21 protein-coding genes are annotated in these 20,760 nt (G+C 70.3%); 14 read left to right on the top strand and 7 right to left on the bottom strand.

Annotated features, from left to right (window positions below):
• Positions 1-12: 12 nt before the first annotated feature.
• Positions 13-1,128 (bottom strand): hypothetical protein, encoded by a 1,116-nt coding sequence (locus ACGFH9_RS17290; protein ID WP_393220030.1) that lies wholly within the window; start codon positions 1,126-1,128, stop codon positions 13-15.
• 281 nt (positions 1,129-1,409) lie between these two features.
• Here ACGFH9_RS17290 and ACGFH9_RS17285 point away from each other — a divergent pair, with 281 nt between their 5' ends.
• The 6 genes from ACGFH9_RS17285 to ACGFH9_RS17260 all read left to right on the top strand — a co-directional run bounded on the left by ACGFH9_RS17285 (position 1,410) and on the right by ACGFH9_RS17260 (position 8,991).
• Positions 1,410-1,877, top strand: coding sequence for a hypothetical protein (locus tag ACGFH9_RS17285; RefSeq protein WP_393220218.1), 468 nt, complete (start codon positions 1,410-1,412; stop codon positions 1,875-1,877).
• The gene (locus tag ACGFH9_RS17280; protein ID WP_393220027.1) at positions 1,877-3,268 is read left to right on the top strand and encodes a hypothetical protein; all 1,392 of its coding nucleotides are present in this window, start codon (positions 1,877-1,879) and stop codon (positions 3,266-3,268) included. Before ACGFH9_RS17285 ends, ACGFH9_RS17280 begins: the two co-directional genes overlap by 1 nt.
• Positions 3,265-4,707, top strand: a complete 1,443-nt coding sequence (locus ACGFH9_RS17275) for a VWA domain-containing protein (protein ID WP_393220025.1) — start codon at positions 3,265-3,267, stop codon at positions 4,705-4,707. The genes ACGFH9_RS17280 and ACGFH9_RS17275 overlap by 4 nt, the downstream gene beginning before the upstream one ends.
• Positions 4,708-4,721: 14 nt before the next feature.
• On the top strand, positions 4,722-5,834 hold the full coding sequence (locus ACGFH9_RS17270) for an AAA family ATPase (RefSeq protein ID WP_355624672.1): 1,113 nt from the start codon (positions 4,722-4,724) through the stop codon (positions 5,832-5,834).
• Positions 5,831-8,653: a DUF5682 family protein gene (locus tag ACGFH9_RS17265; protein WP_393220022.1), complete on the top strand. Its 2,823-nt coding sequence runs from the start codon at positions 5,831-5,833 to the stop codon at positions 8,651-8,653. Before ACGFH9_RS17270 ends, ACGFH9_RS17265 begins: the two co-directional genes overlap by 4 nt.
• Positions 8,654-8,718: 65 nt before the next feature.
• A complete protein-coding gene (locus ACGFH9_RS17260) occupies positions 8,719-8,991 on the top strand; it encodes a hypothetical protein (RefSeq protein WP_393220020.1) in 273 nt (90 codons plus the stop codon).
• Between the two features lie 32 nt (positions 8,992-9,023).
• Here ACGFH9_RS17260 and ACGFH9_RS17255 read toward each other — a convergent pair whose 3' ends face one another.
• Positions 9,024-9,392: a flavin reductase gene (locus ACGFH9_RS17255; RefSeq protein WP_393220017.1), complete on the bottom strand. Its 369-nt coding sequence runs from the start codon at positions 9,390-9,392 to the stop codon at positions 9,024-9,026.
• 426 nt (positions 9,393-9,818) lie between these two features.
• Between ACGFH9_RS17255 and ACGFH9_RS17250 the strand changes: the two genes are divergently transcribed.
• From ACGFH9_RS17250 to ACGFH9_RS17220, 7 genes are all read left to right on the top strand, one after another.
• A complete protein-coding gene (locus ACGFH9_RS17250; protein WP_393220014.1) occupies positions 9,819-10,028 on the top strand; it encodes a helix-turn-helix transcriptional regulator in 210 nt (69 codons plus the stop codon).
• 205 nt (positions 10,029-10,233) lie between these two features.
• The gene (locus ACGFH9_RS17245) at positions 10,234-10,467 is read left to right on the top strand and encodes a hypothetical protein (protein WP_393220012.1); all 234 of its coding nucleotides are present in this window, start codon (positions 10,234-10,236) and stop codon (positions 10,465-10,467) included.
• A 5-nt stretch (positions 10,468-10,472) separates the two neighbouring features.
• Entirely contained in the window at positions 10,473-10,610 is a 138-nt protein-coding gene (locus ACGFH9_RS17240; protein ID WP_393220010.1) for a hypothetical protein, read from the top strand.
• 196 nt (positions 10,611-10,806) lie between these two features.
• Entirely contained in the window at positions 10,807-11,214 is a 408-nt protein-coding gene (locus ACGFH9_RS17235) for a GntR family transcriptional regulator (protein WP_393220007.1), read from the top strand.
• Between the two features lie 20 nt (positions 11,215-11,234).
• Complete coding sequence (locus tag ACGFH9_RS17230) at positions 11,235-12,122, top strand: ABC transporter ATP-binding protein (protein WP_393220004.1); 888 nt, start codon at positions 11,235-11,237, stop codon at positions 12,120-12,122.
• Positions 12,119-13,099, top strand: coding sequence for an ABC transporter permease (locus ACGFH9_RS17225; protein ID WP_393220001.1), 981 nt, complete (start codon positions 12,119-12,121; stop codon positions 13,097-13,099). Before ACGFH9_RS17230 ends, ACGFH9_RS17225 begins: the two co-directional genes overlap by 4 nt.
• A gap of 66 nt (positions 13,100-13,165) precedes the next feature.
• Complete coding sequence (locus ACGFH9_RS17220) at positions 13,166-13,504, top strand: hypothetical protein (RefSeq protein ID WP_355247683.1); 339 nt, start codon at positions 13,166-13,168, stop codon at positions 13,502-13,504.
• Here the strand turns inward: ACGFH9_RS17220 and ACGFH9_RS17215 are convergent.
• The 5 genes from ACGFH9_RS17215 to ACGFH9_RS17195 all read right to left on the bottom strand — a co-directional run bounded on the left by ACGFH9_RS17215 (position 13,501) and on the right by ACGFH9_RS17195 (position 19,920).
• Complete coding sequence (locus ACGFH9_RS17215; protein ID WP_393219998.1) at positions 13,501-14,763, bottom strand: ROK family protein; 1,263 nt, start codon at positions 14,761-14,763, stop codon at positions 13,501-13,503. The two genes, ACGFH9_RS17220 and ACGFH9_RS17215, sit on opposite strands and share 4 nt — an antisense overlap.
• 112 nt (positions 14,764-14,875) lie before the next feature.
• Positions 14,876-15,982 (bottom strand): substrate-binding domain-containing protein, encoded by a 1,107-nt coding sequence (locus ACGFH9_RS17210; RefSeq protein WP_393219995.1) that lies wholly within the window; start codon positions 15,980-15,982, stop codon positions 14,876-14,878.
• 51 nt (positions 15,983-16,033) lie between these two features.
• Positions 16,034-17,332, bottom strand: a complete 1,299-nt coding sequence (gene mmsB, locus ACGFH9_RS17205; RefSeq protein ID WP_393219994.1) for a multiple monosaccharide ABC transporter permease — start codon at positions 17,330-17,332, stop codon at positions 16,034-16,036.
• Positions 17,329-18,876 carry a multiple monosaccharide ABC transporter ATP-binding protein gene (gene mmsA / locus ACGFH9_RS17200; RefSeq protein WP_393219991.1) on the bottom strand — a complete coding sequence of 516 codons (1,548 nt, stop codon included), beginning with the start codon at positions 18,874-18,876 and terminating at the stop codon, positions 17,329-17,331. Before mmsA ends, mmsB begins: the two co-directional genes overlap by 4 nt.
• 534 nt (positions 18,877-19,410) lie before the next feature.
• On the bottom strand, positions 19,411-19,920 hold the full coding sequence (locus tag ACGFH9_RS17195; RefSeq protein ID WP_393219988.1) for a hypothetical protein: 510 nt from the start codon (positions 19,918-19,920) through the stop codon (positions 19,411-19,413).
• Positions 19,921-20,115: 195 nt separating this feature from the next.
• Here ACGFH9_RS17195 and ACGFH9_RS17190 point away from each other — a divergent pair, with 195 nt between their 5' ends.
• Positions 20,116-20,628: an RICIN domain-containing protein gene (locus ACGFH9_RS17190; protein ID WP_393219986.1), complete on the top strand. Its 513-nt coding sequence runs from the start codon at positions 20,116-20,118 to the stop codon at positions 20,626-20,628.
• Positions 20,629-20,760: the final 132 nt, after the last annotated feature.

Below are 20,760 nucleotides of genomic sequence, written 5' to 3'. Positions count from 1 at the left end.
CGTCGTCGTGGGTCAGCGTCGGTCGGTGTGCCGCCGCCAGAGCAGTCCGGCCACGGCGACGAGCGCCAGCAGCGTCCCCGCACCGGCCGCCAGGGACACCATCCGCCCGCCACCGATGCCGGCCGCCTGCGCCGCCGGGCGGGCTGCGGCGGGGGACGTCGGGGCAGCCGTGGTGGACTCCGCGGGATGAGCGGCGGGGGCCACCGTCGCGGGATACCGCAGGATCGTCGGCCGGGTGCCGGCCGGTTGGTCGGCGGCCTCGGAGACGGTGAGCAGCGAGCGGCCGTCGCGGCTGTAGGTGATCGACTCGCCCTGCGGCTCGTCCGGCAGCGGCGTGATCCGTGGGGTACCGCCGGTCAGCGCGCCGACGATGTCGTCGCCGGCCACGTCGTACTCGAACGCGTCGGCGTAGCTGCGCAGCACCACCCGGTGGCCGTCCGGGGCGTTCGCCGCGCCGGTCACGACGCCCCGCCCGAGGAACGAGAACGGGTTGCTGGTGGTGGTGGAGGGCAGGACGACCTTGCCCACGGAGGCCAGCGGTGTGGTGGCCCCGGACTTCAGAGCGGTGGTCGGCGCGTACAGGACGACGGTGGCGCTGCCGCCCTTGGTGATGATCAGCGGCCGCCCGGTCGCGTCCACGAGCAACGCCTCGGCGTCGTGCGGATTGTCCGGGTACGTCATCCGGTGCAACACCGGCCGGTCCGCGCCCGGCGCGAGCCGCCACAGCGCGATCGTCTCGCGGTTGCGGTCGTTGTCACCGATGTCGGCCACCCAGATGGTGCCGTCCCGGCCGACGGCCAGGTCCTCCGTGTCGCGGGGCCGGGTGGGGTAGCTGACGGTCCGCGCCACCGCACAGCGCTCGTCGAGGAAGAAGATCCGCCGCCGGGACGCGTCGTCGGCGCCGTCGTTGACCACGACGTACCCGTCGTCGGTGGCGACCATCCCGGAGATCTCGTTGAGCCGGTCGTCGCGGATCTCGCACACCGCCGCACCCGCCCTGGCCGCCGACGCACCGGCCACCCCTGGCACGGACGCCACGGCCAACGGCGCCGCCCCGACCAGGAGAGCCCCCAGTGTCGCTGCCGCGCGGACGCGCCGCCCCCGGGTCACCCAGCCGCGTACCCGCATCGTCCGCCTCCTCGTCGCGGCCCGTGGCCCGGCCGTCCCGCCCATCCTGGCCGATCGGGGCCGGCGGCGGCGACCAACCGCGCGGACCCGACGACATCCACGCTCCGGGCCGCGCGATCGCCGCATCCGCCGTCGCGACCGGATCTGTCGTACCCGTGGTCCATGATCGTGTCGTCGCAGCGCCGCCGACGCCGGCCGCGCGCGCACCACCCTGGATTCTTCTCGATGTGGGAGGCCGTGACGTGACGAACGCCGACGAAGCCGACTGGCGGCGGCGCAGCGTGGTGGCGGTGCTGCCGCCGGCCCGCCCCCGCAAGCTGGCGAAGGTGCCCTTCGTCGAGCTGGCCGACGGACGCCTGCAGGGCGTCGTCTCCAGCGGGTCGGACGTCGAGCGGGTCTACGTCTCCTCGATGACGGCCGACACGCACGCCTACCAGTGCAGCACCAACAACAACCGACCGTGCGGTGGCTTGCGCGCCACCGCGTGCAAGCATCTGCACGCCCTCGCGGACGAGGCGCTTGTCCAGTACGGGGCCGACCGGGTCGCACGCTACCTGCGGGTCGACCTCGGCGACGGGGTGGCCAGCGGCGCGGAGCTGCTGGCCCGGCTGGACGGTCAGCCCGAGCCGGCGTCGGCGGCGGTGGTGTTCAGCCGCTTCCTGCGGCACCTCGCCTACCTGGAGGTTCCCGTCAGCACGGCCCCGCAGCCGGAGCTGCACTGGTTCCCGGCGACCCGGGTCGGCCGCTGATGCGCGGCGCCCAGGTCGCGCCCCTGCGTGCGGCCCCGGCCGGGTTGACCGACGCGCTCGACGTGGTGGCCGGCTTCGACGACGCCCTCGTCGACGGCTTCGGCCGGGTCGGCGAGCGGGGCGCCTCCGCCCTGACCGCGTTCGCCGACGCGTTCACCGGCACGCCACTGGGCGGCCCGGTGGCCGTCGCGGTCGACGCGGTCATCGCCGGGTCGGTCGCCCCGCAGCACCTCGCCGCGCTCGCCGGAGCGCGCTCGGCGCTGCTCGGCGCGGCACACGATGCCCTGCTCGGTCAGCTCGACGAGACACTCGGCCGCACGCGGTCGCCGTGGACGACACCGACCAGCGTGCCTGCCGAGGCGCCGGCGGCGCTCGCCGGCGCGCGGGCGTGGTGGCACGAGGTGGCGCTCACCGGCTGGCGGGGCGTCGACCACGAGCTGCTCTCCGTCGCCGCCGGGGTGGTCGAGACCAGCCTCCTCGTGCCGGAGCTACGACGCCTCGCGGTGCTGCTCGACGGGCTCGCCGCCGAGCTGCGGGCCTGCGTCCCGGTCGCCACCATGGCGCAGGTGCCGGCACGTCGGTGGGCCGATCTCTGGGCTCGCGGCGTCCTGCTCGCCGAGGGCACGCCACCGCCCGATGCGACGCCCTCGGTCTCCGGGCGACTGTTGCCGCTCGGTGTGGACGTGCACAGTCACGACACCGCGGTGCAGGTCCAACTGCACGCCATCCTGGAGCCGGCGGACGGCGGCCCGGCGCGGCTGGTCCGCACAGCGGTCACCGCGGCGAAGGTCGACACCATCGTCGGTCCGGCGATCTGGCGGCTGCTGTCGCACCATCCGGCGCTGCTCACCGCGCTGGCCGACAAGCGGGCGTTGACCGTGACCGACCTGCCGCTGCGCGGCGGCGACCTGGGCTGGGTCGACGACCGGGTCCGGCTCGACGAGCCCGCCGACCCGTTCGCCACCGCCCGGGTCCTGTTGCCCGCCGCGACCACGGCCGCGACCGACCCTCTGGACCGGCACCCGGCGGGCATCGCCGAGCCCGTCCTCGTGGAGGGACCCGTGATCCGGGGCGAGGCCGGCGCCCTCGCCGTCGAGGTGGACGGCGAACGGATACCGCTGGCCGTCGACAGGTTGCCGGCCTCCGGTCCGCTGACCGTCGACCTGGTCGCCACCGCGTCCGCCTGCCTGGGGCTCCTGCGCTGGGACGACGGCCGGTGGCAGCTCCAGCCGTTGGCCGTGCTGGGCACGGTGAAGCGGCGGACGGTGCAGGCGCACAACGGCGACTGGGCGTGCGGCGTCACCGATCCGAAGATCGCCAAGGAGGAGGCGCGGGCGGGCGACGCCGTGGCCGTGCTGCGCGAACGCGCGGGACGGTTGCTGCGCCGATGACCACGCCGATCCCCACCGGCGGGTTCGCCGACGCCAACCGCCGTCAGGTCCTCTACTGGCGGCTGTTGTCCCGCCTCTTCGACCACGACGAGCAGCCCAGCCTGGAGTCGGCGAGCGTGGCCGTGGTCGACGACCTCGGGCTGCCCGCCGCGCTGCTGGACCCGGCCGTCTCGGTGGACACCATCGTGCAGCGCTTCCCGACCCTCGCGGCCGAGCTGCGCGGCCTGCTCACCCCCACCGACGCCGAGCCACGAGACGACGGGCCGCGCGAAGACGGGCCGGACGGCGCTGAACAGAGGGGTTCCGGGCCTCGCGACGCCGAATCCGACGACGCCACTCCGGCCGATGACCCGCCGGGCGAGGCTCCGGACTATCGGCCCGGCCTGGCCGAGGTACGCCGCGCCGCGCTGGTGTCGAAGGTGCTGCTGAACGTGTTCGCCACCGGCTCCGGCCCGGTCAGCGCCAACCAGCTGGCCCGGTGGCAGTCCGACGCCGGCTGGTTCGAGCAGGCACTCGGCTGCGAGCCCGGCGAGCTGCGCCGCCAGAGCGGCGGGCTGGGCGGCACCCTCGCTGGACTGGAGGGTGACCTGGTCCGGCGGATGCACCTGCGGGAGGTGCTTGCCGACCCCGCGCTGGCCAGCCAGCTGACGCCGAGCATGTCGCTGATCGAGCAGTTGCTACGGGACAAGGCCAACCTGTCCGGGCTGGCGCTGGCCAACGCCAAGGCGTTGATCCGGCGCTTCGTCGACGAGGTCGCCGAGGTGCTCCGGACGCAGGTGCAACAGACGAGTGTCGGCGCGCTCGACAGGTCGGTGCCGCCCAAGCGGGTGTTCCGCAACCTGGATCTCGACCGGACCATCTGGCAGAACCTGACCAACTGGAGTCCGGACGACGAGCGGCTCTACGTCGACCGGCTCTACTACCGGCACACCGCACGGCGCACCACACCGTCCCGGCTCATCGTCGTGGTCGACCAGTCCGGCTCGATGGTCGACGCGATGGTCAACTGCACGATCCTCGCCTCGATCTTCGCCGGCCTGCCGAAGGTGGACGTGCACCTGATCGCGTACGACACCCGGGCACTGGACCTCACCCCGTGGGTGCACGACCCGTTCGAGGTGTTGCTGCGTACCCAGCTCGGTGGCGGCACCGACGGCACGGCGGCGCTGACGCTGGCCCGGCCGAAGATCGCCGAGCCGAAGAACACGGTGCTGGTGTGGATCTCCGACTTCTACGAGGTCAACCACCACGCGGTCTTCGACGGCCTGCAGGCCGTCCACCGCTCCGGCGCCAAGGTTATTCCGGTGGGCTCGGTCAGCAGCTCGGGCCAGCAGAGCGTCAACCCCTGGTTCCGGCAACGCTTGAAGGACCAGGGCACCCCGGTCGTCTCCGGCCACATCCGCAAGCTCGTCGTCGAGCTGAAGAACTTCCTCACCTAGGAGAGCAGTCCCTCATGTCCGAGATGTTGCGCGCCCCCGCCGAGGTCACGTACGCCGACGAGCTGGATTTCCTCGAGTCGGTCGACACCGGTCCGAAGCCGTTCTCGTGGCGCCTGAGCCCGCGCATGGTCCGGCTGTTCGTCCTCGGGTCGGAGCGGGCCGACGGCCTGTCGCGGGAGATCCCGCAGAAGTGGTTCGGCGACCGCAGTTTCGTCGAACGCGCCATCGTGACCCTCGCCTCGGACCGGGGCCTGCTGCTGATCGGTGACCCCGGCACCGGCAAGAGCTGGCTGGCCGAGCTGCTGGCCGCGGCCATCTGCCGCAACTCGACCCTGGTCGTACAGGGCACCGCCGGCACGACGGAGGACCACATCAAGTACTCGTGGAACGTGTCCATGGTGATCGCCAAGGGCCAGTCCCGGGAGTCGATGATCCCGTCGCCGATCATGACGGCGATGGAGCGTGGCGTGGTCGGTCGCTTCGAGGAGTTGACCCGCTCGACCAGCGACGTGCAGGACGCGCTGATCTCGATCCTGTCCGAGAAGTACGTCGCCATCCCCGAGCTGGACCAGGACAACATCGTCTTCGCCCAACCCGGTTTCTCGATCATCGCTACCGCGAACAGCCGTGACCGGGGCGTCAACGACCTCTCCTCGGCGCTCAAGCGGCGGTTCAACTTCGTCCGGATTCCGGTGGTGACCAACAAACGCAGCGAGGCCGAGATCGTGCGGTTCCGCACCGAGGAGTTGCTGCGCCGGCACCGCATCGAGCTGGACGTGCCGCCCACCCTGCTGGACATCCTGTTGCAGAGCTTCGCCGACCTGCGCGCCGGTGCTGCGGCGGCCACGAGCGACGAGGAGAAGCTGGAGTCGGCGCTGTCGACCGCCGAGCAGATCGGCGTGCTGGAGGACGCGATCCTGCACAGCCAGTTCTTCGGCGACCGTACGCTGCGCGCGGCGACGCTCGCCGGGTCGCTGGTCGGGTCGCTGGCCCGCCGCAGCCCGGAAGACCTGGCAATCCTCAACAAGTACCTGCACGGCGTCGTGGAGCCACGGGCCCGCAAGGACGACGACGGCTGGGCGGGCTTCCTGGACGGCGGTCGTCAGGCGATCGCGTCCCTCTCGTGACCGCATCGACAGTCGCCGGCACGTTCGGCGCGCTCCGCGAGCAGCTCACCGATGCGGCGACCGCGTTCGCGGGCTCCCCCGACGCGCTCGGCGCGATCCTCGCCGGCATGGTCGACGATGTCGACCGGGCGCTCGGCGAGCGGCTGGAGATCTTCCCGGTCTGCCACCACTCGCCGGCCTCCGCGCTGGCCATGGTGCGCCGGCTGCGCGCCAAACAGCCCCGGGTGATCTACCTGGAGCTGTGCGAGGATCTCCAGCCGCTGCTCGGCGAGCTGCGCAACTGCCGCCTGCCGGTGGCGGTGCAGGCGTTCGCGTCGGAGCTGTCCGGCTTCCCGGCCGACTGGGGGCCGCTCAGCGTCGTCGCACCGATCACCGAGGCGTCGGCGGAATACCAGGCCATCGCGTACGCGCTGGAGACCCCGGGCGTCGAGCTGGTGCTGGTGGACCGCTCCACCGACCACGTCTTCCAGTGGTCGCCGCGCGACCAGCCGACCGGCGCGAGCGGCGCGGTCGGGGAGGAGTCCGGACTGCACGGCGACGCGGTCGGGGTGGAGATCGGCGACCTGCGACCCCGGTTCACGGAGCTGGAGGCGTACCTGCTGCACCACGGCAAGGTGCGGCACTGGTCGGAATGGTGGGACCAGTACGTGGAACGTCCGCTGGCCGACGCCGACCACGACACGTACCGGCAGGTGATGGTGCTGATCGGCAGCCTGTTCCGGCGGCTGCGCCCGGCCGACGCGGATCGGCTCGATCGCGACGAGGACCGCGAGCGGTACATGTGGACGCGGATGCGTCAGCACCTGGCCACCTCCGGCGTCGATCCGGCTGACTGCCTCTACGTCTGCGGCGCGTTCCACGCCGCCAGCCGGGTCGAGCAGTTCGGGCTGGGCTCCATCGCGGACGACTTCGAGATCACCCCGCGCACCGACACCCGCTGGCGGTACGGGCTGATCCCGTCCAGCCACTCGGCGATCGAGGCACAGTTCGGGCTGGCGTCCGGCTCGGTGTCGATCGCCTCGGCGACCTGGGCCAAGGAGGTACGCCGCCACGGGCTGTCGCCGTACCAGCTCGGCGGCCAACGCACCTCGACCGTCCGGGGGCGGCGCGGCCGGGCCACGACGGTCCCCTCCCCCGCCGGGCCGGTCGATGACCGACTCACCGGCTTCCTCGCCGCGCCACCGCGCCTGGACGGCCTGGACGAGGCGGAGTTGCGCGGTTGGTGTGTCGACATCGTCCGGTTGGCCCGCCGCAACGGATACCTGGCGAGCACCGCCGACGCGATCGCGGTCTTCGAGACGTCGGTCCTGCTGGCCGGTCTGCGCAACCGGGCCCGGCCCACCCCGTACGACTTCGCCGACGCCGCGGTCACCTGCATCGAGAAGGACGTGGTGCCCGGCCGGCGGGACGTCCGGCGGCTCTGCGAGATCCTGTTGGGCGGCGACCGGATCGGTCAGGTCGGCTACGACGCTCTGCCGCCGCTGGCCCGCGACGTGTTCGATCGGCTGGAACCGCTCGGCCTGGCCCTGGAGAAGCGATCCGTCCAGCGGGCGCTGCTGGACCTGAACGCCGAGCCGGCGTTGGCCCGCTGCTCGGACCTGCTGTGGATCCTGCGTCATCTGCTGCCACCGGCCGCGGTCCGCCCGATCATGGGTGAGCGGCGGCTCGGCAAGCGCTCGGTCCAGGAGAGCTGGGACCTGGCGCTCGGTCACCATCAGCGGGCGTTGATCGAGCTGGGCTACGAGGGTGTGACCGTCGAGCAGGTCCTGGAGCAACGACTGCGCCGGGCGGTGCGTGGCCCTGACGCCACCGCCGCCGGTGCCCTGGCCGCGGTCGAGGACGCGATCCGGCTGCTCGACAGCCCGCGCCTGGTCGACGAGCTGGGGGCGCGGGCGGTGGATCTGCTCGCCACCGCGCGCACCGTCGACGACGCTCCCGACGTGTTGCGCCGCATCCGACGGTTGCTGGCGCATCACCGGGCCACCGCGCCGACCCTGCCGGCCTGGTGCGAGGCGTTCGTGACGACCGGGTACGCGCACTACTGCACCCTGCTGCCCACCGCGATCACCAGCGACGAGACCAACGTGCGGCAGGTCGGCGCGATGCTCGGCTTCCTGTTCTCCATGGAGGGTCTGGCGCTGTCGTTGGGCTGCGACCGATCGCAGCTGGAACTGGCGGTCGCGCAGTCGCACCCGAGGGCGCCGGCGAAGGTCGCCCTGCTCTGGGCGGGCCGACACCAGCTCGGCCTGCTGCCGGTGGCCGATCTGCGGGCCCGGTGTGCCGAGCTGCTGGCCAACCCGCTGGTGGTGCCGGCCTTCCCGCAGTATCTGGCCGGATTCGTGCACGCGCTGGAACCGGTGCCGGGTCTCGCGCCGTTCGTCGTCGAGACGATCTCCACGGCCTTCGCCCGACTGCCCGATCCGGTGCTGCTGCCCTGGTTGCCGACCTTGATCACGACACTGCGGGAGCAGGGCCCGGAGCTGGTTCCGCTCCTGATCCGTGAGGCTGGACGCACCTTCCCGGAGGCGCTGCCGGAGCTGGATTCCTGGGTGCCGCCGTGGGTGGCTTCCCCGCCTTCCGGGCGGGCGGACGCGCGGGCGAGCGACGAGCGCGCCGCCGCCGCGCCACGGCGGCGGGTCGGCGTCCTCCTCGCCGCGCATCCCGAGGTGGTCGACGCGATCTCCGGTCTGCTCGGGTACGACGGTGGGTGGCTGCCGGTCGACGATGCTCCCGCCGAGCACTGCGGGGTGGCCGGGCTGCTGGCGAGGCATCCCGAGACGGTCGAGGCCGTCGCCGCGCGGGTGGTGCGCCAGGCGTGAGTGCGACGGCGGCGGGTAGGCAGCGGCCCGGCGTCATGTCGACTTCCGCCGGGTAGGAGGCTTCGATGAGCACATACCGGGACGAACAGGGCTATCAGTTCCCTCCTCCGGAGGCCGACGCCGCCGAGCAGCGGCAGGACGCGTTCGACGTGGGACCGCCGGACCGGGCCTCCGGCGACGTGGACCCGGAGGCGTCCGAGGCCGACCTGGCCGAGCAGGGCGCGCTGCCGGACGGCGCTCTGGAGGAGGTGACGTCGCTGCCGGCCGACGCCAACCCGGCGGACGCCCTCGAACAGCGTCAGGAGATCCCCGCCCGGGACGAGGGCCGCCGTACCTGAGCGCGCCTGCCGGATACGGCGGCGCCCCCGCCCTACCGGCGGGTGGCCCGTCGCTCAGAACCAGTGGAGGTGACTGTTGTCGGCGGTGCCTGTCGAACTGCCCCACAGGTGGGGCGGCACAGCACACGACCGGAGTCGCGGAGTCGGCGGGCGGCCAAGGCCTGCTTGACCCAGCCCAAGAACCGGCCGTAGTGCTCCACCGGGTCGGGTGCGGTCCAGTACAGGTCGGTCAGGTCCCGGCTCGCCTCAGTCAGACAGTCGGCCATGTCCACCCCGAGCAGCTTCGGCTCGTCCGAGTAGTCGGCCACCAGTTCGACTTTCGCCTGCTCGCACGGCCAGGGGCGCACGCAGGACGCGCAGAACCAGAACGGCCGGACCGGGGCGTGCCGTTGGCCGCTCACTGCTGAACCCCCAGGTAGCGGACCGGCGACGATCGGCCAGGCCAGCGCAGGGACGACGACTGGCTGTGAATGATCGAGTTGACGGTTCCGAAGATGACGCCAGGTGCTCGTTGGACCCGCTCGAGGTCTTCGGTTATTCGCGCGGTGGCGGCCAGCCGGCCCCGGGCGTCGAACAGCTCTCGCCGAGCATCCAGGAGTGACGCCTCAAGCTGGCTCACCCACTCGCGTAGCCGCTCTACCTCTTGTTCCTGTTCCACTCCAGCCTCCGGGGGTGTTTCGGGCAGGGCACCCGTCGCCGCCGGGCTCCGCCTTGCGCGGGACGGGCGTAACCAGATCCCATCCCGGACGCTACCCCCCTGTCAACCCTGGCGCGCCTATCTGAGCGCATTCATGTTGACCCGTCACGGCCGGTCTACCTTCGTTCGCATGGCAGATGGACCGGGCGAACTCGTCGCGGCGGGCGAGGTCCTGGCGATGCTCGGGGTGGGCCGCTCACGGTTCCGCCAGATTCAGCAGTCGCCACACTTCCCGGCTCCCTACGCCCGGCTGTCGGTCGGTGCGATCTGGCTCAAGGCTGATGTAGAGAAGTACATCGCCGAACACCGACGCCCCCGCCCGGTGGACGAGGACGAGTAGCCCCACGAGCAACGCCTCCGGGTCGCCCCTGGGGTGCCGAGACCCGGGCTCCCGGAGCCTCGCCGAGGGAGAAAGCCCGGAGGAGTGCCGGGTTTTTCTGGCGTTCGGTCCCCAAGAACGAGCGGCTTCGCTGATCCGCCCCTGCCCGCGATCGACGCTGTTCGGGTGGGACCGACCAGGGTCCGTCCTGCCGATCGTGTCACGCATGATCGTTGACGATGTGCTGGTGGCGCGTTGTGGTGAGTTGACCGATGAAGCGTGGGCGGTGATCGCGCCGTGCGACGTCATAGGTGGCCACCGCAAGATCCTGCCACGCCCCGTGGCTGATGCGGGATCCACAAGGGATCACTGTGTCTACACGGAGGTGCACCCCTCGATGGGCAACAACGTCGCCACCCCGTACTGCTGTTGGTCGTCGCCGTACTGGCGGCGAGCCTGATCGGCATGGCAGTGGGTTGGATCAACTGGGCGACCAAGCAGAGCACAGGCGAGGCCATCGTCGCCTCAGGCGCCGCGTTCGGTGGCGCGCTGGCCGTGGTGATCCTCTCGTACAACTTCGTCATGCGGCGCGACGAGTGGTAGCGGCGTCGCCGTCGTCGCCCTGAGTTCGTTGGTGACCATCGAGCACCTCCCCTCGGGTACGGATCGCGTGCCTGCTCCCTTTCCGGAGGGCTGGCCCACGGGTGCCACGGTCGCCTCGCGCTTGACAGCCGCCCTCGGTCCAACCAAGCTGTCTATTAGTCCTACTGTCGTAGGACAAAAGGAAGGATCATCGCGAGTGATCGAGTTCGTGCTGGACAGCCGGTCGAAGGTGAACACCTACATGCAGCTCGTGCAGCAGGTGAAGCAGGCGCTGCGGGTCGGTCTGCTCGCACCCGGCGATCAGCTACCGAAGGTTCGGGACGTCGCCCAGTCACTGGCGATCAACCCGAACACGGTGCTGAAGGCGTACCGGGAGTTGGAGATTGAGGGTCTGGTCGGCGGCCGACCCGGGGTGGGCACGTTCGTGCAGCGCACCCTGGCCGGCGCGTCCCTGCCCAACCAGGCCGAGCTGCGCGACGACCTCGTGGCGTGGTTGCAGCGGGCGCGGGCCGCCGGCCTCACGGCCGAGGACGTCGTCGCCCTGGTCGAGACCACGCTGCGCGCCACCCTCACCGACGACGCCCCAGAAAAGGAACCCGCGTGAGCGGTACGAGAGGACAGAGGATGGAGATGGTCTTGGAGGCCGACCGGCTGGGCAAGCGGTACGGCGGAACGTGGGCGCTACGGGACTGCTCGCTGCACCTGCCGGCCGGCCGGATCGCCGCGCTGGTCGGGCCCAACGGCGCGGGCAAGAGCACGTTGCTGCACCTGGCCGTCGGGCTGCTCAAGCCCGACGAGGGCGCGGTGCGGGTGTTCGACAGGTCGCCGTACGGCGACACGGACGGGCTGGCCGACATCGGGTTCGTCGCCCAGGACACCCCGCTGTACCGGGACTTCACCGCTGCCGAGCTGGTCGTCGCTGGCGGCAAGCTGAACCGGCGATGGGACGCGGCGCTGGCCCGGACCCGGTTGGCGCAGCTCGGGATACCACCCGACAAGCCGGTCGGCAAACTCTCCGGCGGGCAACGGGCCCAGGTGGCACTCGCTCTCGCACTGGCCAAACAACCCCGGCTGCTGCTCGACGAGCCGGTGGCCAGCCTCGATCCGCTGGCCCGTCGGGAGTTCCTCCAGTCGCTGATGGGCAGCGTGGCGGACTCCGGAACCACCGTTCTGCTCTCCTCGCACCTGCTGGCCGACCTGGAGCGCGTCTGCGACTACCTGATCGTGCTCAACGCCGCCCAGGTGCAGCTCACCGGCTCGGTCGACGACCTGGTCGCCGGGCACCGGCAGCTCGTCGGCCCGCGGCACGACGGCGGTCCGATCGGGGGCGTCGCGCACGTGGTCCGGGCGAGCCACACCGACCGGCAGTCCACGCTGCTGGTACGCACCGACGGTCCCGTCACCGACCCCGCCTGGACGGTGCGCGAGGTCAGCCTGGAGGACGTCGTCCTGGCCTACCTCGCCGACGGCGTCGCGCAGACCAGTCACAGCGAGTGGGGGGTGGCGGCATGATCTGGCTGACCTGGCGGCAACACCGCAAGCTGGCGTTCTACACCCTGCTGGGATTCCTGGTGCTCGCCGCGGTGCTGGTGCCGATCGGCCTGTCGATGCGGCACACCTTCGCCGACCTCGGACTCGCGGAGTGTCTACGCCCGTCCACCCTCAGCGAGACTGCCGCACAGACCTGTGAGGTGGGCCTGCGCCGCTTCAGCGACCGGTACGACAGTTTGAACCTGGTGGCGGTGCTGCTGATCACCCTGCCGGTGCTGGTCGGCCTGTTCTGGGGCGCACCGCTGGTGGCGCGCGAGGTGGAGCAGGGCACGCACCGGTTCGTCTGGACCCAGGGCGTCGGCCGCACCCGCTGGGCGCTGGTGAAGTTCGGGCTGGTCGGGGGCGCCGTCGTGCTCCTCGCGGTCGGCTACGGACTGGGCATGTCGTGGTGGGTCGAACCCCTCACCAAGGCAGCGCACGAGGGTCGACTCGGCGTGATCGTCTTCGACCTGCAGGGCATCGTGCCGATCGGGTACACCCTGTTCGCCGTGGCGCTCGGCATCTTCGCCGGCACCGTCTTCAAGCGGATGCTGCCCGCCATGGGCATCACCCTGGCCGGGTACATCGGCGTACGGGCGGCGGTGGAGATCCTGGCCCGACCGCACTACCAGCCCGCCCGCACCCAGACCTTCCCGATCGAGGGGGGCGGGATTCCGGAAGGCGACCGGGGCAACTGGGTTCTCGCCGTGGGAATCCGCGACGCCGACGGGACGATGGTCGCGGAGAACACCCGCATCCAGTGCCCGCCGGGCGGCAAGGGCCCGGACGGTCGAGCCTGCGGCGCCGACCTGGGTCTCGGGCCGGGCGCGTACAACTGGGAGATGTACCAGCCGGCGGACCGCTTCTGGCTGTTCCAGAGCATCGAGACGGGCATCTTCGTGGCCCTCGCCGTACTCCTGCTCTACCTCGCCGTGCGTCGGGTACGCCGGATCGCGTAGACGGGTGGGTGATCGCCGACGACGCCAGCCTCGGCCGGGAGCGCCGACTCGACTAGCGTCGTCGGCATGACGATCTCGTTGGACGGTCGGCGATTCGCCGCCGTGGCGGATGTGGTGGCCGGCGAGGTCGGCACCGAGACGGTCTTCGCGTACCGGGAGCGGGCCGGTGAGATCTGGGCCGAGTACGCCGGCGGGTCGATCCGGCGCGGCTACCTCGTCGGCACCCGTGCGGGCGACCGGTTGGACTTCCGCTACGTCCAGCTCAACGCCGAGGGGCAGACGTCCACCGGCCGTTGCGCGACTGAGGTGCGGGTACTCACGGACGGTCGCCTGGAGCTGCACGAGTCCTGGGTGTGGGAGTCCCGGACGGGCAACGGCACCAGCGTGGTGCGGGAGATTCCCTAGACCGACTCGGCGGGATTCGACGGACCGGCGACGCCCACGTTGAGCGGGTCGGCCAGCAGCTTGTCGAAGGCCAACTCGGCCGCCCCGATCAGGACGGCGTCACGGCCGAGCGCCGCCGCGCGCAGCCGCAGGTGTTCGCGGGAGGCCGGCAGCGGCATGGCGTCCAGCCTCCGCCGCACGGTGTCCGCGCCGGCGATGTAGATGTCGCGCAGCGAGCCACCGAACACCACGGCGTCGGGGTTGACCACGTTGACCAGGTTGGCGACACCGAAGCCGAGCCAGTCGGCGACCTGCTCGACGGCGGCGAGGGCGGTCGGGTCGCCGTCCGCCGCCGCGCGCAGGACGTCGGCGACGGCCGCGCGGTCGTCGGGATCACGGCCGGCGTGCCGCAGCAGCGCGGCCTCGGAGATCTCGGTCTCCCAGCAGCCGCGGGAACCGCATCCGCAGGGCAGTCCGTTCGGGTTGACCACCATGTGACCGACCTTGCCGCTGTGGCCTCGGTGACCGATCATCAGGCGGCCACCGACCACGATGCCGGCGCTGATGCCCAGGTCACCGTGCAGGTAGATGAGGTCGTCGATGCCGGGCGCCACGCCCCGGATGTGCTCGGCCAGGCCCGCGATGTCGGCCAGGTCCCCGGCCACGAAGCCGGGGCAGGCGGTGAGCTCGGCCTCGAGTGCCGCGCTGAGGCCCTCTTCGACGCCGACAATCCGCAGTCCGCCGTCGGCGTCCCGGGTGGTGTCGGTGACGGCGACCGCTCCCCCGACCAGCAGCGCGCCGGCGGCCGTGGTGCGCTCCATCCCGCGGACGAGGTCGGCCAGCGGACGGACGGCGTCGACGGCCGACATGCCGCCCGGACGGGGAACTTCCCGCAGGTCGAGGATGCGACCGCCGAGGCCGATGCGCGCCGCCCGCAGCCGGTCCGCGTCGATGCTGAGCGCGTGCGCGTAGACCCGGTCGGAACGGGGGCTGACCACGAGGGAGGGACGGCCCGCGCGGCGACTCGTGGTCGGTGCCTCCTCGGTGACGAGACCGCTGGCGGTCAGGTCGGCGGCGAGGGCGCCGATGGTGCTGCGGTTGAGGCCGAGGCGGCTGGTCAGCTCGGCCCGCGACGTCGGCCCGTGCAGGTGCACGTACCGCAGCACGGCGCCGAGGTTCTGCCGCCGGATCTCCTCCTGGCTCGCACCGGGGATCGGAGGCAGTGGGGTGTCGAGGTTGCGGCCGGCGCCGGCTGGCCTGGACCGCACCGGTGTTGCCACGGTCAGACCTCCTTCTTCGAGCGGTGCCGGGTGGACGACGAGGCACGGACGACGATGGGTCCCGGAAGAGGAGACCCGGGACCCATCGGCGGTGCTGCCTACCGTGCGGTGACTACTTGGTGAGCGGCGCGAGCTTCGGGTCGTTCGCGTACGCCTCGGCCGCGTTCGCCTTGGTGACGGCGACCGGCGGGAGCAGGAACGTGTCCACGACCTTGCTGCCGTTGTTGTAGGACTTGGTGTCGTTCACCTGCGGGGCGTTGCCGGCCTGGAGAGCCTTGACCATGTTGATGGTCTCCTTCACCAGGTTGCGGGTGTCCTTGTTGATCGTCATGTACTGCTCGCCCTTGACGATCGACTTGACCGACTCGACCTCGGAGTCCTGGCCGGTGACGATCGGGGTCAGCTTGCCAGCACCCTTGACCGAGGTCAGGATGGCGCGGGCCAGGGTGTCGTTCGGGGAGAGGACGCCGTCCAGCTCCTTGCTGCCGTAGGTCGAGGTCAGCAGCTGGTCCATGCGGGCCTGCGCACCCTCGGCCTTCCAGCCCTGGATGGCGGTCTGCTTGACGTCCTTCTGACCCGAGGCGACGACGACGTTGCCCTTGTCGATCTCCGGCTTGAGCACGCTCATCGCGCCGTCGAAGAAGACAGCGGCGTTGTTGTCGTCCGGCGAGCCGGAGAACAGCTCGATGTTGTACGGGCCGTTCGGCTTCTTGGCCTTCATGCCGTCCAGCAGGGCCTGGCCCTGGAGCTGGCCGACCTTGAAGTTGTCGAACGCGACGTAGTAGTCGAGGTCTGCCGTGTTCTTGATCAGGCGGTCGTACGCGATGACCTTGGCACCGGCGGCGTGAGCGGCCGTGACCTGGGTCGCCAGCTGCGCGGCGTCGGTCGCGCCGATGACGATGACCTTGGCGCCCTTGGTGGTCATGGCGGTGATCTGGGCCTGCTGGTCGGCAACCGTGGTCGACGCGCCGGCGTACTGCACGTCAGCCTGGAAACCGGCCTCCTTGAGACCGTTGGTGAACAGGTCACCGGCGAGGACCCAGTTCTCCGAGGTCTTGGCCGGCAGGGCCACACCGATCAGCGAGTTCGCCGCGAAGCCCTTGGCGTCGCCGCCCTTGGAGCCCGAGTCGTCGCCGTCACGGCCGGAGCCGCAGCCGGCCAGGGCCAGCATGGCGGCGGCGCTGATGGCCACCACCGACGTGCCGAAGAATTTACGCATGGTGAGGACTTGCCTTTCTGGATGTGAGACGGGTGGAGAGGTTGGTGGCCGTCAGCCGGACACCGCTGCCTTGGCGGGCTCGCGCTCCGCGTCCGGCGGTGAGGCGGGTGGGGTGGAGTCCTCGCGGCGGAACGGCCGCATCAGGCTTCCGATGATGGAGAAGCGCCCTTGGCTCTTGTTGTAGACGTCGATCGCGACGGCCAGCAGCAGGACCAGGCCCTTGATGATCTGGACCTTGTCGGTGCCCACGCCCTCGAGCTGGAGGCCGTTGTTGAGCACGGCCATGACCAGACCACCGACGATCGAGCCGCTGATGGTGCCGATGCCGCCGGCGACGGCCGCGCCACCGATGAAGACCGCGGCGATGGCGTCCAGCTCCCAGCCGTTGCCGTCCTGCGGGCCGGAGGCCTGCGAACGGGCCACGAAGATCATGCCGGCCAGCGCGGCCAGGACGGACATGTTCATCATGACGAGGAAGTTGACCCGCTTGAGCTTCACGCCGGACAGCTCGGCCGCCCGGGAGTTGCCGCCCACCGCGTAGATGTGCCGGCCACCGGCCGTGTTGCGGGTGTAGAAGGAGTACGCGATGACCAGCGCCACCAGGATGATGCCCGAGATCGGGAAGCTGGTGCCGACGCGACCGCTGGCGAAGCGCAGCGCCGCGAAGGCGATCACACCGACCATGACGGCCATCCGCAGGATCGAGATCCACAGGGGCGCCGGGTCGGCGTCCATGGCTCGGCGGGTCTTGCGGGCCTGCAGCTCGCGCCACACGACCGCCAGCGCGGCGGCCAGACCGAGGAGCAGCGTCGCGTTGTTGTAGCCGGTGTCCGGGCCGAACTCGGGCAGGAAGCCGGAGCCGATCTCCCGGAAGCCCTCCGGCACCGGGATGCTCTGCGCGTTGCCGATGAACTGGTTGCCGCCGCGGAAGAGCAGCATGCCGGCCAGGGTGACGATGAACGCCGGCACCCCGATGTAGGCGACCCAGAAGCCCTGCCAGGCGCCGATCACCGCGCCGATGGCGAGGCCGAACACGATGGCAGCGGGCCAGGGCAGATTCCACTCGGTCATCGACTTGGCGACCAGGATGCCGGTGAACGCCGCTACCGAGCCGACCGAGAGGTCGATGTGCCCGGCGACGATCACCATGAGCATGCCGATGGCCAGGATCAGGATGTACGAGTTCTGCTGGAACAGCGCGATCAGGTTGTCCGACCGCAGCGTCAGCCCATCAGTCCAGATCTGGAAGATCAGGACGATCGCCACCAGGGTGAAGATCATCCCAAACTGGCGGGCGTTGGAGGTCGTGCCTCCAAACAGGTTCTTCTGAAGGTCCTTGATACGGCTCATCGGGTGGCCAACTTCTTCGTCGAGGTCATCTGCTTCATGAGGGTCTCCGGGTCCGCGTCCGCCCGAGCGATCTCGCCCGTGATGGCGCCTTCGAACACGGTGTAGATGCGGTCGCAGAGCCCGATCAGCTCAGGCAGCTCCGAGGAGATGACGACAACGCCCTTCCCCTGGTCGGCGAGCCGCTGGATGATGCCGTAGATCTCGTACTTTGCGCCCACGTCGATGCCACGGGTCGGCTCGTCGAGGATCAGCAGGTCCGGGTCGCTGAACATCCACTTGGCCAGGACGACCTTCTGCTGGTTGCCGCCGGAGAGCTTGGAGACTCCCTCGTCGACCGTCGGGGCCTTGGTCCGCAACTCCTTGCGGTAGGCCTCGGCCGCCTGGTACTCCTCGACCTCGTCCAGCACGCCGTGGTGCGAGATCTTGGACAGCTTGGCGGCCACCGTCGACGTCTTGATGTCGTCGAGCAGGTTGAGGCCGAGCGCCTTGCGGTCCTCGCTGACGTACGCGAGCCCGTGGTCGATGGCGTCCGCCACCGACTTCAGGACGATCTCCTTGCCGTCCTTGATGATCGTTCCCGACTCGTACACCCCGTAGGAGCGGCCGAAGACGCTCATCGCGAGCTCCGTGCGGCCCGCGCCCATGAGACCGGCGAAGCCGACGATCTCGCCGCGGCGCACCACGAAGTTCTCGTTCTTGCAGACCTGCCGGTCGGCGGAGATCGGGTGGCGCACGTTCCAGTTGCGGACCTCGAAGAAGACCTCACCGATCTTCGGGGTGTGGTCCGGGAACCGGCTGCTCAGCTCGCGGCCGACCATGCCCCGCACGATCCGGTCCTCGTCGACCCCGTCCGCCTTGACGTCGAGGGTCTCCACGGTCCGGCCGTCGCGCAGGATCGTGATCTGGTCGGCGATCGCCTCGATCTCGTTCAGCTTGTGCGAGATGATGATCGAGGTGACGCCGCGGGACCGGAACCCACGCAGCAGGTCGAGCAGGTGGCGCGAGTCGGCCTCGTTGAGAGCCGCGGTGGGCTCGTCGAGGATGAGCAGCTTCACGTCCTTGGCGAACGCCTTGGCGATCTCCACGAGCTGCTGCTTGCCGACACCGATGTCCTTGATCAGGGTGTCCGGGTCCTCTTCCAGACCGACCCGGGCCATCAGGTCGAGCGCCATCCGGTTCGCGGCCTTCCAGTCGATCGCACCCCGCTTGCGCGGTTCGTTACCGAGGAAGATGTTCTCGGTGATCGACATCCCTGGAATGAGCGCGAGCTCCTGGTGGATGATCACGATTCCGGCGTTCTCGCTGGCCCGGATGTCGGAGAACTTGCTCTCCGACCCCTGGTAAACGATCTTGCCGGTGTAGGTGCCGTGCGGGTAGACCCCGCTGAGCACCTTCATCAGCGTGGACTTGCCAGCACCGTTCTCACCGCAGATGGCATGGATCTCGCCGGCGCGAACCACGAGGTTGACGTCGGAGAGGGCCTTGACTCCGGGAAACTCCTTGGTGATGGAACGCATCTCAAGGAGGGTCGGCACGTCGCTCATCGCTCGTACCACCTCGCCAACGTCATCGGTTGCCTCCGGAAGGTTGAACCTTCACTTGGTTTGTTGTTGACGGCATCGTATTGCGGCCGAAGGGCCATCCGCAAGGCGAGCGGCTGTTGAAAAGGTAACAATACGGCAATATAGATGTAGCACAGTGTTCGCCTGCCACAGCGCCCTCCCGGAGCCCTCGGATCAGCCGCGACACCTGCGCCTACCTGCAACAACACGCCGATCGACCCCGGCCGTTACCCACAGCTTTCCCACCAGGCAAGACGCGCTCAGGACACGTCATCGGGTGGCGCAGCGCACACTCCGCGCCATTCAACGATCTTGATCGGGCGTCGGCCCACCACCGTACGCCAGGTGCCACCACGGCCCTCAGGCGGCTGGTGTGACCCACGCCTCTCTCGGCGCGACGCATCGACGGTTGCCACCTTGAGACGACGGCACCCGACGGCAGGTGAACGCCCTAGCGTCCGTTAAGCGCGGTTCGTCACGGCCGACCGCCACTCGCAGATCGGGACCGACGACCCGTCAACGTGGGTGCAGCACCGCCTTGATCACGCCGTGCTCCCGCCGGTCGAAGCTCCAATGGAGCGCGGCGGCGTCGGCGAGGGTGCCGTGGTGGGTGACGATCATGCTGGGGCGGGCTCGGCCCGCGACGACCAGATCCCGCAGCAGCACCGTGTAGCGGCGGTCATGGGTGCGACCGAACCGGACCGCGACCCCCTTGCTGAACAGCGCACCCCACGGCGCGACCAGGTTCTCGCGGCCGTCCGCGCCGGGGCCGGGGTGCGGGTTCCGGTCCGGGTAGACGCCCGCGACGGCGATCGCGCCAGCGGCGTCGACCAGCCGGGACGCATCCGAGATGACCTGGCTCGGAGACTCCCGGTCGGGGTGCTCCCGGCCGCGGGCCTGGAACCCGACCGCGTCGATGACCTTGTCGACCCCGCCCGGCTTCTCCTCACCCAGCGGAAGCCCGGTCCGGGCCCGGTCGGCGCGGATCTGCTCGACCGGGTCGCCTCGGCGGAAGTCGATCGGCACCGCGCCGATCTCGCCGGCCTTGTCGAGTCGGGCGTCGACCCCGTCGCCAGGCCCTGGTCGGGCGGGCGCATCTGCGCGTGATGATCATTCGGAGGTCGCGCAGCTAACATCGATCAAGCTAAGATCGACACCCACTGTAGATCAAGTCGATCCTTACCAGGGGGAACCTGCGTGCCAAACCGATTCTTCACTGCCATGGTCAGCTTCGTGGTGCTCATGGCGACAGTGCTGTTCGTTCAATCACCCGCGAAGGCCGGCACGCTGTACGGGCCGTATCAAGTCCTCGCTCAAGGTGCGTCGTCAGTCGACGGCCCGTTCAGGTGCATGAACGTTCCCAACGGAACGCTCAACCCCGTCACGTTGATCATCTATACCTGCCACAACCCAGCAAGGTCGAACGATCAGTTCTGGGCCGAGGACCTGGGTGGCGGCGACTGGGAGATCTGGAACGTGGGCAACGGCATGTGCCTCACAGTCTTGAACGCTCTGGAGACGGACAACGCCCCCGTCATCCAGCATGCCTGCACCGGGGAGCCGAACGAGGTATGGCACCTGACGGCGAACTACACGATTGTCAACAAGAAGAGCAAGAAGTGCCTGACCGTCAAGAACGAAGACTCGGCCCCGGGTACGGAGCTTCTGCAGTTCCGGTGCAATGGCAAGCTGAACCAGGAATGGAGCTGGGCCACGCAGTGGGGTGATCGGTGACCCCACCAACGGCATCTGACGGGCTCGACGGCACCACCTAGTACTGCTACGGAGGTTCGTTACTTTTGGCGGCTTCGAGTCGTTTGCGGTAGTGGCTGGCTTTCGCTTGGGCTTGCCGGTGACGGCGCCAGT

Origin of the sequence: Micromonospora sp. NPDC049102 (assembly GCF_043197485.1) — a bacterium.
Taxonomy (GTDB): Bacteria; Actinomycetota; Actinomycetes; order Mycobacteriales; family Micromonosporaceae; genus Micromonospora.
This window is presented reverse-complemented; position numbering and strand designations above follow the sequence as displayed.

Bases quoted from the DNA above. Each gene is read 5' to 3' on its own strand.
- ACGFH9_RS17290 (WP_393220030.1), bottom strand. From the start codon at position 1,128: ATGCGGGTACGCGGCTGGGTGACCCGGGGGCGGCGCGTCCGCGCGGCA.
- ACGFH9_RS17280 (WP_393220027.1), top strand. From the start codon at position 1,877: ATGCGCGGCGCCCAGGTCGCGCCCCTGCGTGCGGCCCCGGCCGGGTTG.
- ACGFH9_RS17275 (WP_393220025.1), top strand. From the start codon at position 3,265: ATGACCACGCCGATCCCCACCGGCGGGTTCGCCGACGCCAACCGCCGT.
- ACGFH9_RS17270 (WP_355624672.1), top strand. From the start codon at position 4,722: ATGTCCGAGATGTTGCGCGCCCCCGCCGAGGTCACGTACGCCGACGAG.
- ACGFH9_RS17260 (WP_393220020.1), top strand. From the start codon at position 8,719: ATGAGCACATACCGGGACGAACAGGGCTATCAGTTCCCTCCTCCGGAG.
- ACGFH9_RS17250 (WP_393220014.1), top strand. From the start codon at position 9,819: ATGGCAGATGGACCGGGCGAACTCGTCGCGGCGGGCGAGGTCCTGGCG.
- ACGFH9_RS17245 (WP_393220012.1), top strand. From the start codon at position 10,234: ATGATCGTTGACGATGTGCTGGTGGCGCGTTGTGGTGAGTTGACCGAT.
- ACGFH9_RS17240 (WP_393220010.1), top strand. From the start codon at position 10,473: ATGGCAGTGGGTTGGATCAACTGGGCGACCAAGCAGAGCACAGGCGAG.
- ACGFH9_RS17230 (WP_393220004.1), top strand. From the start codon at position 11,235: ATGGAGATGGTCTTGGAGGCCGACCGGCTGGGCAAGCGGTACGGCGGA.
- ACGFH9_RS17225 (WP_393220001.1), top strand. From the start codon at position 12,119: ATGATCTGGCTGACCTGGCGGCAACACCGCAAGCTGGCGTTCTACACC.
- ACGFH9_RS17220 (WP_355247683.1), top strand. From the start codon at position 13,166: ATGACGATCTCGTTGGACGGTCGGCGATTCGCCGCCGTGGCGGATGTG.
- ACGFH9_RS17210 (WP_393219995.1), bottom strand. From the start codon at position 15,982: ATGCGTAAATTCTTCGGCACGTCGGTGGTGGCCATCAGCGCCGCCGCC.
- mmsB (WP_393219994.1), bottom strand. From the start codon at position 17,332: ATGAGCCGTATCAAGGACCTTCAGAAGAACCTGTTTGGAGGCACGACC.
- mmsA (WP_393219991.1), bottom strand. From the start codon at position 18,876: ATGAGCGACGTGCCGACCCTCCTTGAGATGCGTTCCATCACCAAGGAG.
- ACGFH9_RS17190 (WP_393219986.1), top strand. From the start codon at position 20,116: ATGGTCAGCTTCGTGGTGCTCATGGCGACAGTGCTGTTCGTTCAATCA.